Here is a 13,510-nt window from a genome sequence, read left to right on the forward strand (position 1 = left end):
TGGCATCGGCACCACCCTCGTCGAGGCCATCCGCCTTGGCCGCTACGCCCTGGGCACCGAGTACGAACCGCGCTGGGCCGACCTGGCCCGCGCCAACGTCCTCCACACCATCAAGGCCACCGAACGCGGCAGCGGACACGTAGCCTGCGGCGACGCCCGCCACCTCACCGACCTCATCGACGCCCGCCACCACGGCAAGATCGCCCTCGTCGTCACCTCACCGCCGTACGGCAACTCGGTACACGGACAGGTCCGCTCCACCCGCGAGACCGGCGAACGCGGCGTACTCAAGAAGGACTACCGCTACAGCCACGACCCCTCCAACCTCGCCCACGTCTCCACCGACCGGCTCCTGGACGCCTTCACCGAAATCCTCACCCAGTGCCGACAAGTGCTGCGCCCCGGCGGCACCGCTGTGGTCACCACCCGCCCCTGGCGCGAACGCGGCGAACTCATCGACCTGCCCTCCGCCGTCCTCGCCGCAGGCCAGGCCGCCGGACTCACCCCCGCCGAACGCTGCGTCGCCCTCCTCGCCGGCATCCGCGACAGCCGCCTCATCGCGCGCCCGTCGTTCTTCCAGATGAAAAACGTCCGCGACGCCCGCCGCCAGGGCATCCCGCTCGCCGTGGTCCAGCACGAGGACGTCCTGGTCTTCACCCGGCCCGGTCAGCAGTTCGCCCGGGCGGCCGACCCTGTGGAGACGACGAAGAGTGAACCGAAGTGCACGGCCGCAGCCGCGGGCAGGCAGGCGGCAACGGCAGCCTTCCGGTCCCGCACCTGCGCCCGGAAGGGCCGCTGTGGCGGCCACTGACCTTCCGATCGGCAGCCTGTTCTCCGGAGTCGGCGGCCTGGATCTCGGTGTCCAGGCCGCGCTCGGTGGCCACATCGCCTGGCACGCCGAAACCGACCCACGCCCCGCCCAGGTCCTCGCCCGCCACTGGCCCCATGTCTCCAACCTGGGCGATGTACGGGCCATCGACTGGCACAAGATCGAGCCCGTATGCGTCCTCACGGCTGGATTCCCCTGCCAAGACCTCTCGGTCGCCGGGCCCCGCACCGGACTGGCCCCCGGTACCCGCTCCGGCCTGTGGCACCACGTAGCCGACGCCATCGACGCCCTCAACCTCTGCCTGGTGGTGATCGAGAATGTCCGCGGCCTGCTCTCCACCCGAGCCGGAACCCACCCCCTTCGCCACGTGGAACCCTGCCCGCGGTGTCTGGGAGACCCACCCGGTCAACCCCGCATGCGGGCACTGGGCGTGCTACTCGCGGACCTGGCCGACCTCGGGTACGACGCGAGCTGGACGTGCGTACGCGCCTCTGACGTCGGCGCCCCGCACCGTCGAGAGCGCGTCATCCTCACTGCCCGGCCAGCAACATCCGCAGAACGAGCCGCTGTTGAAGACACCGACGGCGAACCTCGGAAGCAATGGCGGTTCCCAGCACCCGGACCGGCGCAAGGCCGGAGGGCACGGTCCCACTCTGGCCGACGAGATCGAACACCTCCTGCCCACCCCGAAAGCCAGCGACGGTGCCAAGGGCTCACCGAACCAGCGGCACGGCGACGGCACCCTCGCCCTTGCCTCCACCGCAGCAGCACTCACCGCGCAGAGCACTTCGACCGGGGCCGACGCGAGGCAGCCCTCCGACCTGCAGAAGGCCGCAGGCCACACCACGGCCCCGGCCGATGCGACCGAACATCTACTCCCCACCCCGACCTCCGCGGACGGGAACGGAGGCGCGGGCACGACCCCAAAACGCAAAGGCGGCATGAACCTGAGAACGGCCGTCACTCACCTGCCCACTGGTGGGCCGACTACCTACCCGTCATCCGCCGATGGGAACACGTGACCGAACGCGCCGCACTCATGCCCACTCAGCCCGGCACGCGCCGACTGTCCGCCGAATTCGTCGAGTGGATGATGGCGCTCCCCGGAGGCTGGGTCACCCAGACCGAGGGCTTGTCCCGTGCCGCGCAGCTACGCCTGCTCGGCAACAGCGTTGTTCCCCGACAAGCCGCGCATGCTGTGGACATCCTGCTCGGCCAGGACGTCCCGTCCCACGACTCACTGCCGCCGTGTGGGGCTCGAGCGGGAGGCCAGCGGTGAGCACCCGGCCACGGACCCGCGCTGATGCACAAGGTCGCGGCCTTGACGACGGGCCCGAGACGGAGCGTCCATGGTCGTCGGTCACCGGTACACGGCCGACTACCAGGGACGTTTCGTCGGAACAGTCCAGGCGGGAGCGGCCGTTGAAGGTGACCGTGCAATACGTCGCGATCGACGGCAGCGATGGCGAGGCACTCGAGCAGTGCCAGATCGCCGCGATCCGCCGGGCCCTTGCCTGGCTCGCCTCCCACCCCGGGAGCGAAGGCGACGTAGCTACGGAGTAACGGTGGCCTGACGGCAACCGGTGGCAGAAAGGTACGAGCTGGAATGTCCACGGACACATCACCGGTCCTCGCCTTCGGTCCGTCCTCTCCGGGAACACCGTGGTCACCGATAGAGCCCGGTCGGCAGCCGGCACCGCAGCCCACGGTGCCGGTTGCCTGGCTGGGCCGCACCTCCACCGAGGACGCCCAGGACCCGACGCTCTCCCTGCCCCGCCAGCTGCGCAACGCACGCGCTGCCCTGCCCCCCGGCTGGGTGATCGTCGCCCACTTCTATGACGTCGAGTCCGGTCGCAAGGACCTCGACGCGCGCGGACACAGCCGTGCTCACGAACGCTTCAACATTCCTATCCCGAGAGACGGCGGTATCGCTGATCTCCTGGAAGAAGCCAAGAGCCCCGACCGGCGCTTCGCAGCAGTGATCTGCGAGTCGATCGAACGAGTCGCGAGGCGCACCTACTTCGGCACGAAGATCGAGTACGAGCTTGAGCAGTCCGGCGTCGCGCTGTGCGCAGCGGACGAACCGATCCTCACCGACAGCCGCGCCAAACGCGCCACACCGACGCTGACCCGCCGCGTCAAACAGGCTGTCTCCGAGTGGTACGTCCTGCAGATGCTGGAGCTGTCCTGGGACGGCTTCATCCAGCACATCGAGCAGGGCTGGAACATCGGCAAGCCGCCCTACGGCTATCTCGCCGAGCGCGTCCCGCACCCGGTGCCCGCCAAGCGCGAGCAAGGGCTGACCAAGCACCGCCTGATCCCCGACCCGCTGCGTGGGCCCGTTGTCACCGAGATCTTCCGGATGCGAGTCCTGCGCAAACTCAGCTACGCGCGCATCGCCGCCGAGCTGAACACCGACCTGCCCAGGTACCCGCCACCCCAGCCCAACCGGGCCGACACTACCAAGCAACGCTGGACCGCCTCGGCGGTCCGCTCCATCCTGGAAAACCCCAAGTACACCGGCTACCAGGTCTGGAACCGCAAGGCCCGCAAGCGCGGCAACCGCGTCAACCCCCTCAGCGAATGGGTCTGGTCACCCAGACCCACCCACGAACCCCTCGTCACCCGCCAGCTCTTCGATGCTGCCTGGCCCGCCGCCTCCGCACACCCCGGCGTCAAGAAGGAGCGAGTGGCCCGCGCCGTTGCAGCATCCGCCGACCGCTCCTACGTCCTGCGCTCCTACCTCTTCTGCGCGCTTTGCGACCACCGGATATACGGCAAGGACAGCAAGGGACGCTCGTACTACGCCTGCCAGCCCAAGAAAGACCAGCACCAGGACGCGGACTGGTACGCCTCCCACCCCAAGGCGGTTTGGATCAGCGAGCGCGTCATGCTCGAAGCCATCCACACCTTCTTTGAGGATCGCATCTTTGGCCCTCAGCGTCGTGAACTCCTCGAAGCGGCGATCGCCACGACTGCGACAGCCACCGGCCCCGACCGATCATCCGACATCCAGCGTCTCCAAAACGAGGCGGACAGTCTCGCGCGCCGCAAGGAGCTCCTGCTCGACCAGCTGGCCTCCTCCGACGAAGACGGGGGAGACCCTGAAACGGCTGCGGAGTTCCGCAAGGGCATCCGGAAACGCTTCGACGCCCTTGAGTACAAGCGTCGCGCGGCCCTCGCTCAGCTGGAGACCTTTCGCGCAGAAGCAGCACCGGATGAGCCCGGCGATCCCGCGCTCCTCGAAGTGATCCCGCAACTTGGCTTCCGATTCGCCACTCTTCCGGATGCCCTCAAGCGCGAGATCTTCGACGCTTTCCGGCTCCGCGTCCGCTACGACGGACGCGACCGCGGCACCCAGCTGCAAGTCACGATCTTGGCTGCCGTCGCTCCTGATCTCGCCCAGATCGGGGAACGAGCCGCAGCGGTCGCCGGGGCTGTTAACCAGCCCATAAGAGAGCGCCCCCGGCAGGACTCGAACCTGCGGCCAAGCGCTTAGAAGGCGCCTGCTCTATCCACTGAGCTACGGGGGCCAGGTGTGATGGCCTGTGGCACTGATGCCCAGGTGTGGGCGGATCCGTGACCTTGCCGGGGACAAGGATAGGGCTCCCTTGCCCTGGTCCCCGGTGCTTCGCCTCCGTGGCTCGATGTGGAGGTTCGGTGAAGCGGTCCTGATAATCGCAGGCAGGTGCGAATCGTGCATCGCTTTTGGCGTCTCGCGCACCTGGTGTTGTGCACTCGTTATGCCTGCGCCCCAGTCATCCCTTCCGCCCCCTGTGTCCGATCGGCGCGCAGATGTAGTCATATGCTTCAGAAAGCCTCCAAAATTGGGCATTCTTCGCATGTGGTGACCTTGGACGTACGGCCTCAGCTGCTCGATGCACTTTCCGCCCTGCGCGACCGTGTCGCCGCCGCACGCTTCCCGCTGCCCCTGGCGGGGGCCCCACGCGCGCGTGCCAACCGCGACGAACTGCTCGCACAGCTCGACGACTATTTGGTGCCCCGGTTGAGGGAACCCGAAGCGCCATTGCTCGCCGTCGTGGGGGGCTCCACCGGCGCCGGAAAGTCGACACTCGTCAACTCCCTTGTGGGGCGTCGCGTCAGCGAGGCGGGAGTGCTGCGGCCCACGACGCGCACTCCGGTGCTGGTGTGCCACCCGGAGGACCACCACTGGTACAGCGGGATGCGCGTACTGCCCGACCTCACACGCGTATGGAGGCCACAACCGGACCCCAAGGGCGATGTGCTGCAGCCGGACGGTCCACGCGCGCGCGTGCTGCGTATCGAAACCGCAGACACCCTCCCGCGCGGGCTCGCACTCCTCGACGCGCCCGACGTCGACTCCTTGCTGGCCGACAACCGCGTCCTTGCCGCCGAGCTGATCTGCGCTGCTGACGTCTGGATCATGGTCACCACGGCCGCGCGGTACGCCGACGCCGTGCCCTGGCATCTGCTGCGTACCGCCAAGGAACATGACGCCACCCTCGTCACCGTCCTCGACCGCGTCCCGCACCAGGTGGTCTCCGAGGTGTCGCGGCAGTACGGCGCTCTGCTCACCAAGGCGGGACTCGGCGACGTGCCCCGCTTCACCGTGCCCGAGCTGCCCGAGTCCGCGTGGGGCGGTGGGCTGCTTCCCGCAACCGCCGTGGCGCCGCTGCGCACCTGGCTCACCCATCAGGTGCAGGATGCCGGGGCCCGGCAAGAGGTGATGGCGCGCACGGCGTACGGAGTGCTCGACTCGCTGAAGGCGCGGATGCCCGAACTGGCCAGTGCCTCGGCCGCGCAGTACGCCGCCGCGCTGCGGCTCACCGCGGCCGTCGACGGGGCGTACAACAGCGAGCACGCGCGCGTGCGGGCTCGTTTGCAGGCCGGAGCGGTGCTCGCCGGGGACGCGTTGAAGCGGTGGCGCAGCTACCCGCTGGACTGCACCGCCGGTGAACTGCTCGATGCGCTCGTCGAGAGCCTGGCCGCACTGCTGCTGTGCGCCGTCGCCGCCGCCGACGAACGCATCGACGAGGCCTGGCGCCGCGAACCCGCCGCGAAGGCTCCCGGCCTGACGAACCGTGATCCGGGTCCCGAAGACGCCGAGCACCGGATCGGGCTGGCCGTACGGCGCTGGCGGCGGGTCCTCGAGGAATACGCCGAGGACGAGGTACGCCACCTCGACAGGAGCATCGCGCCCGACGCCGAGATGGTGGCCGCGCTGGTCGCCACCTCGCTCCTGGGCGGTCGCCGGGCGCGATCCGCGGGTGAAAGCCTCGCGGAGCGGATCGGTGCCCACGGCGCTCTGCGGCTGCGCGACCGGGCCGGGCGACTCCTCACGGACTACCTGGACAAGACGCTGCATGCCGAACGAGAGCGGCGGCTCGCCCCGCTCGACGCCCTCGACGTACGCCCGGAACCCCAGGCCGAACTCATCGCCGCGCTGTCCGTACTGCAGAAGGAGAGGTGACCGAGGTGACCGCCGCCACGGATCACAGGGATCACTCCGACCACTCCGGAGACGACGAGGAACACGGGGACGAGGGGCACGGGAACGATGAGCACGCGCGCGTGGATGATGCCGAGGAAACGGCCCCCTCGGAGGCGGTGAATTACAGAGAGTCAGCGGATTCCACCGCCACCGACGCCGACACCGCCACCGACGCGGTCGCGGACACGGACGTGGACCAGGACTCCGAAGGCTTCTGGGACGACGGGCTGATCGCACGCCGCGTGTCCGCGACAGACGAGGCACAGGGGTACGGACAGGTCGTACGGGAGCCGGTCGGGGAACCGTGGTCGCCGCCTGTGCCTCCTCTCGCGTACGACAGGACGCTACGGTCGCGTCTCGACGCTCTGCGCGAACTGGTGGGCCTGTCCCGGACCCGGCTCGACAGCAGGACGCTCGCCGAGGCGGGACGGGTCCTCGACGCGGCTGCGGCACGGCGTCGGCTCTCCGGGCAGCACACCGTCGTCGCCATCGCCGGAGCCACCGGCAGCGGCAAATCGCAGCTCTTCAACGCGCTGGCCGGAGTGGCCATTTCGGAGACCGGAGTACGCAGGCCGACCACCGCCGCGCCCATCGCGTGCAGCTGGAGTGACGGCGCCGCGACGCTCATCGACCGGCTCGGTATTCCGGGGCGGCTGCGGCGGCGCCCGTTGCAAAGCCCGGAGGCCGAGGCGCAGCTGCGCGGGCTCGTCCTCGTCGACCTGCCCGACCACGACTCCGCGGCCGTCCAGCACCGCGAGCAGGTGGATCGCATCCTGGGGCTGGTCGACGCGGTCATCTGGGTCGTCGACCCGGAGAAGTACGCCGACGCCGTGCTGCACGAGCGCTATCTGCGGCCCATGGCGGGCCACGCGGAGGTCACCTTCGTAGTGCTCAATCAGATCGACCGGCTTCCCGGAGATGCCGCCGACCTCGTCCTCGACGACCTCAGGCGACTGCTCGACGAGGACGGGATCGCGCTCGGCGAATACGGCGAACCGGGCGCGAACGTGCTCGCGGTGTCCGCCCTCACCGGCAAGGGCATCGGCGAACTCCGCGAGGCGCTCGGCCACTTCGTGGCAGAACGGGGCGCCGCGGCACGCCGGATCTCCGCCGACCTGGACGCGGCGGCGGCGCGGCTGTGGCCCGTCTACGCGAACGGACGGTGGGCCGGGCTCAGCGAGGAGGCGCGCGACGAGTTCGCCGACCGGCTCGCGGACGCGGTGGGCGCCACGGCTGCCGGAGAGGCCGCCGAGCGCGCCTGGTGCCGCCACGCCAACCGCGCTTGCGGTACGCCCTGGCTGCGGCTGTGGCGCTGGTACCAGGACCTGCGTGAGCCGCCGACAGGGCGCCAGGCCGTGCGGATGTACGCCGAGGAGGAGGCCACTGCGCGGCAGCGCGTGGAGCAGGCGGTGCGTACGGTGGCCGAGCAGGCGTCCGGCGGACTGCCGGCGCCCTGGGCGCAGGCGGTGCGCGAGGCGGCCGTACGAGGATCGCAGGGGCTGCCCGAGGCGCTGGACGAGCTGGCAGCAGGGGCCGGGACTCCGGCCGGGCGACCGCCGCGGCCCGGCTGGTGGCCTCTGGCTGTGCTGGCGCAGGCCTCCATGACCATCCTCCAAGTCATCGGCGGACTATGGCTGTTGGGGCAGGTCATCGGCTTCATGTCACCGAATCTCGGGGTGGCGGTGCTGCTGATGGCGATCGGCATTGTCGGCGGTCCGGCCATCGAGTGGGCCTGCAAGCTGGCGGTGCGCGGGCCGGCGCGACGGTACGGGGACGAGGCGGAACGGCGATTGCGGGAGGCGGCCGCGGCGTGCGGCCGGGCGCGGGTGCTGGATCCGGTGGCGGCTGAGCTGCTGCGATATCGGGAGGTGCGGGAGCAGTACGTGCGTGTCACGGGGGTCGGAACCCCGATCGGGTGACGGAGTTGTCCACAACCGGGCGGTAGCCCACAGCGCTCAGCGGGCTCGGGCCGGCGGAGGCAGTCTGGGACCGCGGCGATCACAGCGCGATCGTCGCGACAGACGCAGCCGTACGGGACGAGCCCGTACGTGTGTGGACATGGGAGGGATCCGGCCATGAACGAGATGACGGTGTGTGCGGTGGGGAACGTCGCTACGCAGCCGGTGTACCGGGAGACCGCGGCAGGGGCGTCGGCGAGGTTCCGAATGGCGGTGACGCAGCGGTACTGGGACCGCGAGAAGAACGTGTGGGCGGACGGCCACACCAATTTCTTCACTGTATGGGCCAAGAAGTCGCTCGCGACCAATGTGCAGGCGTCCGTGACGCTGGGCGATCCGGTCGTCGTCCAGGGCCGGTTGAAGGTCCGCACCGATCAACGCGACGGCAAGACATGGACGTACGCCGACATCGAGGCGTCCGCGGTCGGCCACGATCTGTCGCGCGGCTCCGCGATGTTCCGGCGGGCGAACAGGGGTGAGATGGCATCGGCCGCGCCACCCCGGCCGGAGCCCAGCTGGGAAACGGAGCCGGGTGGTCAGTCGACCGTGCCTGCCCAACAGCAGGCGGAGCCAGCCCTGGTGACGTGACGCCAGGTACTTCCGTCGAAGTGCGGCTTATCGACGAATGTGTCCCGGACGGTCCGCCATGGATTTATCGACACTTCCAGCTCGGATGCGATCTTGGCGATAACAATTCCGAGTCGGATCGGTTATCCGATGGGATGCCTGGGGAGCGCGGTGCGCCTCGTACCTAGGATGCCGGGCATAGCTCTCGGGGCTTCTGATTCTGCTGGTGGGACCGCAACCCCCACGTCAACGGGTCCTGCTCGAAGGGGAATTCTGTGCTTTCTTCGTTGTCTGCGTTGTCCGCACGCGGGCGAGGTGCCGCCCGCCTCGCGGCGGCGACGCTGGTGTCCGGGCTCGTCGTGGTGAGCGCCATGACCACGGCGGGTGTGGCAGCTGCTGCCGACGACGAGACCCCGCCGAGCCGGGGCGGCGCGACCGCCACCATCGGTGGGCTGAAGACGTCCGGGTTCGCCGTCATACACGACAACGGTGAGGACAGGCAGGTGCCCGCGGGGCTGTTCGAGATGTCCGTCGACAACGGCGGCACTCTGCAGACCTACTGCGTCGACATGGACCACCCGACGCAGATGTCCGCCAAGTACCAGGAGACGCCCTGGAGTGGTACGTCGCTGAGCGGCAACCCGGACGCGGGCAAGATCCGTTGGATCCTGCAGAACTCCTACCCGCAGGTGAACGACCTCTCGGCGCTGGCCAGAAGAGCCGGCGCGAGTGGTCTCACCGAGGAGGACGCGGCGGTCGGGACGCAGGTGGCGATCTGGCGGTACTCGGACGGTGCCGACGTGGACGCGGTGAACCCGAAGGCGGAGAAGCTCGCCGACTACCTGCACAAGAGCGCGCGGAACGTCGCGGAGCCCGAGGCCTCGCTGACCTTGGGGCCGCCGGCGGTCTCCGGGCGCGCCGGTGAGGTACTCGGCCCCGTCACGGTCCACACCGACGCGGACAGCGTGCTGGTGACGCCGCCCGCCGACGCGACGAGCGGAGTGAAGGTCGTCGACAAGGACGGCCGGGCCATCACCTCCGCGGCCGACGGCAGCCAGCTGTTCTTCGACGTTCCCGAGAGCGCCGCGGACGGCTCGGCCGCGCTGACGGTGCAGGCCTCGACCACGGTGCCGGTCGGCCGGGCCTTCGCCTCCGAGAACAGAAGTCAGACGCAGATCCTCGCGGGCTCCAGCGAGTCGACGGTCTCCGCGACGGCGACCGCGAACTGGGCCGAGGAGGGCGCGATACCCGCGCTGTCAGCCGAGAAGAACTGCGCCGAGGGAGCCGTGGACATCACGGCGGCCAACGCGGGGGACGAGCCGTTCACCTTCGAGCTGATGGGGGTCCGGCACACCGTCGAGGCCGGCGCATCGCAGACCGTGACGATTCCGCTCCAGGAGGACCAGGCGTACGACTTCACGATCAGAGGGCCGCACGGCTACGAGAAGCGGTTCAAGGGCGTCCTCGACTGCCAGACGCAGAGCAGCGCGGGCGGTGAGACCACACAGACGCTGAGCGAACCGAGTCCGGCCACAGTCGGCGGCACCTCCACCGGCGGCACCGACCTCGCCGAGACCGGCAGCTCCAGTGCCACACCGGTGATGGTCGAAATCGCGATCGCCCTGCTCGTGATCGGCGGCATCGCGCTGCTCCTCGTCCACAAGAAGAAGCCGACTCAGGACTGAATGACGCGTGACTGAATGTCTCCGGACTGAGCGACGAATGACCGCACCTTGACACCTGCACAGTGAGCGATCGCGCGCGTCAGCGGCACCGGTTGGTGTGGCTGACGTCGACGACGAAGCGCTCCGGGGAGTGCAGCTTGAAGGTCTTGTACGTGGGCTTCGTGTGGAAGGCGGCTCCGAACGTGACCGTGCCCTCGAAGTCGCCGGTCAGGGCGAGGCCCTTGAGTTTGGGCAGGTGGATCTTCAGCAGCTTGGGACCCTGGTAGACCGACCGGCCCGCCTCGTTGTGCGCGGCGGCGGGGGAGAGCTTGATCTCCAGGAAATACTTGCCGGCGAGCGGGACCTTCGCTCCGGTGCCGTCGTAGCGCAGTTCTCTGACCGGTTTCACGGTGACAGGGGGCATGGTGCCCCGGACGTCGATGACGATCCGGTCGTGCGAACAGTGCCCGCCCCAGCGTGCGTTGACGACGAGGGGGGTTGCGGGAGTCTGCCGGGAGGCCTCGGCCTGAGCGGAGGCCGAGGTAGACGCAGAGGCGGGAATCGTGGTGCCGACTGCGGCGGTGAGGAGGATGCCTGCGGCGATGGCCGCGCGGCGTGGATGATGTTGCATGACGCCCCCGATTTCTCCTGGTGAGGGGCAGCGATTTCATTATGTGTGACATCCGGCAGAGGCATACGGTTGCATCGCTTGTGATGCGATTCGCCGGGTTTTCTGCTCCCGGATCTCTGGGCCCCGGATTTTCCGGGCGTATCAGGTGTCTCAGTCGTTCGCGGCCAGCTCCGCCGGTGTGGCGATGACGTCCACGAGGGCGTCGCCGCGTAGCGCGGTCAGCGCCAGTGGCCGTCCGATGGCGTCCTCGAGCATCAGCCGCTGCAAGGTCTGTGCGCTGGTGACCGGCTCGTCGTGGGCGGTGAGCAGCAGGTCGCCGGCGCGCAGCCCGGCGCGGGCGGCGGGGGAAGCGGGTACGACCTCGACGATGCGCAGGCCGCTGCGTTGGCCGAGCCGTGCCCGAAGCGGCGGCGGGAGCGGTGCGGGCGTACCGGCGAGGCCGAGGTAGGCGCGGCGGACTCGGCCGTCGGCGAGCAGGGCGGCGACGATCCGCCGGCTGGTGTCGTTCACCGGGATCGCCAGACCGAGGCCGATCTCTGCGATGGCGGTGTTGATGCCGACCACCTTGCCGTCGGCGGTGGCGAGGGCTCCGCCCGAACTGCCGGGATAGAGGGTGGCATCGGTCTGGACGACATCGTCGATGACGCGTGTCGCGGAGCCGGTGCTCGCCGGCAGTGACCGTCCCAGGGCGCTGACCACGCCTGCTGTGACGCTGCCGGCCAGCCCGAGTGGGTTGCCGACCGCGACGACCAGCTGGCCCACGCGCAGTGCGTTGGCCTCGCCGAGCCGGGCCGGCGGCGGGGTCGGCCCGTCGGCGCGGACCACCGCGAGGTCGGACAGCGGGTCGGCGCCGATGACATGGAAAGGGGTGGTCGTACCGTCGGCGAAGGAGGCCGTACCGGCGTCGGAGTGCCCGACGACATGGGCGTTGGTGAGCAGGAAACCGTCGTCCGTGAACACCACCGCGGAGCCGGTGCCCATCACGAACCGCCCTCTGTGGCGCCGGTGCGCGACGTTCAGGGCCGCCACCTTCGGAGTGAGCTCGGCGGCGACCGATACGACGACCTGGGAGTACGTGTCGAGCGCGGCCTGCTCCCTGCGGGAGCGGTCGGGCTCGGAGACTGTCTCGGCCACGAGTCGACCCCTTCGGCTTGCCCAAGGTTTGAATTACATGATTACAACCTTGCGTGGCTCAGTGGGCCGGACTTCGCTGTGGGCGGAGCGGACGGCGGCGTGGCCGATGACGTGAGCCTGCGACCGCCGGCCGCAGCCGTCCCACCGCCTAGTCGTCGAGTTCGGTGAAGAGGGTCAGCTGGAGGGCGGCCGGGGCCTCGAGCCGAGAGTTCAGGGAGTTCCACGGAGTGCGGGTCGGCTCGGCGAGTACCTGGGCTCCGGCGGCGGCCAGCTGCGACGTGGTGGTGGCGGAGTCGTCGACCTGGAAGGCGACCCGGATGTGGCCGGCGACCCGCTGCCCGACCTCGACTTCGTCGATGAAGGCGGCGTGGTTCGGATCCGTCAGCTCCAGCGTGGCCCGGCCGGCGTCGAGGATGGTGACGCGTCCGCCGGGGGAGGAGAACGCGCCGCGCTCGGTCAGACCGAGGACGTCGCGGTAGAAGTGCAGCGCCGCGTCGTAGTCGGCTGCCGTGACCACCAGGCGGAGTTCGCGTACGGCGGGTTCGTCGGGCATATCGGCTCCTTGGAGATCTCGAGTGGGACAGGATGCCCCCGGCCTGCCGCTCCGGGAGGGGTCCCGGATCCTCGGCGGTACAACCGTCCTGTGTCCATCCGGATTCCAACTCCCTTCCATGGCCGGCCGCTTACGCCGTCCGCAGACTCGGAGGCAGGCGCGAAAGCCGCAGGAGAGGGCGGAGGTGAGCGTGGCGTGCGACCGGCGAAGCTGAAGGTGTCCTCTCCCGCGGGGAAGGCGCGCGTCTACGTACTGGAGGGCGACCAGTACACCGTCGGCCGAGTCGCGCCGAACCACGAGCCGGACATCGTGCTCGCCCCCGATCCACAGGGCTGGATCAGCCGGCTGCACTGCATCCTCGACCTGGAGCTCGGCCAGTGGTGGGTCACCGACCACGCCAGGAACGGCACGCTGCTGCAACGGGATGCGCCGGGCAGCGAGGTCCGGCCGGTACGCGGCCGGGAGTTGCTGAAGCACGGGGACACCCTGCTGGTCCGGCGACATGGCAAACCCCTCACCGCGTTCACCACCACCAGCGCGGAACAGCAGGACGCCCCGTACGACAGCGCCGCACGAAACCGAACGGTAACCGTGGTGATCACACCCGGGTAGAGAGTGGTACGAACAGCCCCCGGCCCGGTCACAGTCAGCCACCGACTGGCTAGACTCGCACCCCCGTGCACGTGATCGCGCCACGTACG

13 protein-coding genes, 1 tRNA gene and 1 pseudogene are annotated in these 13,510 nt (G+C 69.6%); 9 read left to right on the plus strand and 6 right to left on the minus strand.

The window, feature by feature from the left end:
• The 3 genes from ABD357_RS41320 to ABD357_RS41330 form a co-directional block, all read left to right on the plus strand.
• The coding region (locus ABD357_RS41320; protein WP_344396690.1) for a TRM11 family SAM-dependent methyltransferase at positions 1-811 on the plus strand (811 nt) is incomplete at its 5' end.
• Positions 798-2,108 (plus strand): DNA cytosine methyltransferase, encoded by a 1,311-nt coding sequence (locus ABD357_RS41325; RefSeq protein WP_344396692.1) that lies wholly within the window; start codon positions 798-800, stop codon positions 2,106-2,108. The genes ABD357_RS41320 and ABD357_RS41325, both read left to right, overlap by 14 nt.
• Before the next feature lie 149 nt (positions 2,109-2,257).
• A complete protein-coding gene (locus tag ABD357_RS41330; protein WP_344396694.1) occupies positions 2,258-2,392 on the plus strand; it encodes a hypothetical protein in 135 nt (44 codons plus the stop codon).
• A gap of 103 nt (positions 2,393-2,495) precedes the next feature.
• On the opposite strand, the gene ABD357_RS41335 is transcribed toward ABD357_RS41330, so the two are convergent.
• Complete coding sequence (locus ABD357_RS41335; RefSeq protein WP_344396697.1) at positions 2,496-3,140, minus strand: hypothetical protein; 645 nt, start codon at positions 3,138-3,140, stop codon at positions 2,496-2,498.
• Between the two features lie 51 nt (positions 3,141-3,191).
• Between ABD357_RS41335 and ABD357_RS41340 the strand changes: the two are divergent.
• Positions 3,192-3,419 (plus strand): annotated as a pseudogene (locus tag ABD357_RS41340) (recombinase family protein); the annotation flags it as partial.
• Positions 3,420-3,830: 411 nt separating this feature from the next.
• Here ABD357_RS41340 and ABD357_RS41345 read toward each other — a convergent pair.
• Both ABD357_RS41345 and ABD357_RS41350 read right to left on the minus strand, forming a co-directional pair.
• A complete protein-coding gene (locus ABD357_RS41345; RefSeq protein WP_344396699.1) occupies positions 3,831-4,196 on the minus strand; it encodes a hypothetical protein in 366 nt (121 codons plus the stop codon).
• A 93-nt stretch (positions 4,197-4,289) separates the two neighbouring features.
• Positions 4,290-4,362: transfer RNA gene (locus ABD357_RS41350), tRNA-Arg, on the minus strand.
• A gap of 311 nt (positions 4,363-4,673) precedes the next feature.
• Between ABD357_RS41350 and ABD357_RS41355 the strand changes: the two genes are divergently transcribed.
• The 4 genes from ABD357_RS41355 to ABD357_RS41370 all read left to right on the plus strand — a co-directional run bounded on the left by ABD357_RS41355 (position 4,674) and on the right by ABD357_RS41370 (position 10,512).
• Positions 4,674-6,281 carry a dynamin family protein gene (locus tag ABD357_RS41355; RefSeq protein ID WP_344396701.1) on the plus strand — a complete coding sequence of 536 codons (1,608 nt, stop codon included), beginning with the start codon at positions 4,674-4,676 and terminating at the stop codon, positions 6,279-6,281.
• A gap of 5 nt (positions 6,282-6,286) precedes the next feature.
• Positions 6,287-8,221 (plus strand): YfjP family GTPase, encoded by a 1,935-nt coding sequence (locus tag ABD357_RS41360; protein WP_344396917.1) that lies wholly within the window; start codon positions 6,287-6,289, stop codon positions 8,219-8,221.
• 156 nt (positions 8,222-8,377) lie between these two features.
• Positions 8,378-8,848, plus strand: a complete 471-nt coding sequence (locus ABD357_RS41365; protein ID WP_344396703.1) for a single-stranded DNA-binding protein — start codon at positions 8,378-8,380, stop codon at positions 8,846-8,848.
• A gap of 254 nt (positions 8,849-9,102) precedes the next feature.
• Positions 9,103-10,512, plus strand: coding sequence for a Cys-Gln thioester bond-forming surface protein (locus ABD357_RS41370; RefSeq protein WP_344396705.1), 1,410 nt, complete (start codon positions 9,103-9,105; stop codon positions 10,510-10,512).
• A gap of 79 nt (positions 10,513-10,591) precedes the next feature.
• On the opposite strand, the gene ABD357_RS41375 is transcribed toward ABD357_RS41370, so the two are convergent.
• From ABD357_RS41375 to ABD357_RS41385, 3 genes are all read right to left on the minus strand, one after another.
• Positions 10,592-11,122 (minus strand): AMIN-like domain-containing (lipo)protein, encoded by a 531-nt coding sequence (locus ABD357_RS41375; protein ID WP_344396706.1) that lies wholly within the window; start codon positions 11,120-11,122, stop codon positions 10,592-10,594.
• 150 nt (positions 11,123-11,272) lie between these two features.
• Complete coding sequence (locus ABD357_RS41380) at positions 11,273-12,256, minus strand: S1C family serine protease (protein ID WP_344396707.1); 984 nt, start codon at positions 12,254-12,256, stop codon at positions 11,273-11,275.
• Positions 12,257-12,404: 148 nt separating this feature from the next.
• Positions 12,405-12,809, minus strand: coding sequence for a VOC family protein (locus ABD357_RS41385; protein ID WP_344396708.1), 405 nt, complete (start codon positions 12,807-12,809; stop codon positions 12,405-12,407).
• A gap of 195 nt (positions 12,810-13,004) precedes the next feature.
• Here ABD357_RS41385 and ABD357_RS41390 point away from each other — a divergent pair, with 195 nt between their 5' ends.
• Entirely contained in the window at positions 13,005-13,421 is a 417-nt protein-coding gene (locus ABD357_RS41390) for an FHA domain-containing protein (RefSeq protein ID WP_344396709.1), read from the plus strand.
• Positions 13,422-13,510 lie beyond the last annotated feature (89 nt).

This window comes from Streptomyces vastus, assembly GCF_039532825.1.
In the GTDB taxonomy this organism is placed as follows: domain Bacteria; phylum Actinomycetota; class Actinomycetes; order Streptomycetales; family Streptomycetaceae; genus Streptomyces; species Streptomyces vastus.

Bases quoted from the DNA above. Each gene is read 5' to 3' on its own strand.
- ABD357_RS41375 (WP_344396706.1), bottom strand. From the start codon at position 11,122: ATGCAACATCATCCACGCCGCGCGGCCATCGCCGCAGGCATCCTCCTC.
- ABD357_RS41365 (WP_344396703.1), top strand. From the start codon at position 8,378: ATGAACGAGATGACGGTGTGTGCGGTGGGGAACGTCGCTACGCAGCCG.
- ABD357_RS41385 (WP_344396708.1), bottom strand. From the start codon at position 12,809: ATGCCCGACGAACCCGCCGTACGCGAACTCCGCCTGGTGGTCACGGCA.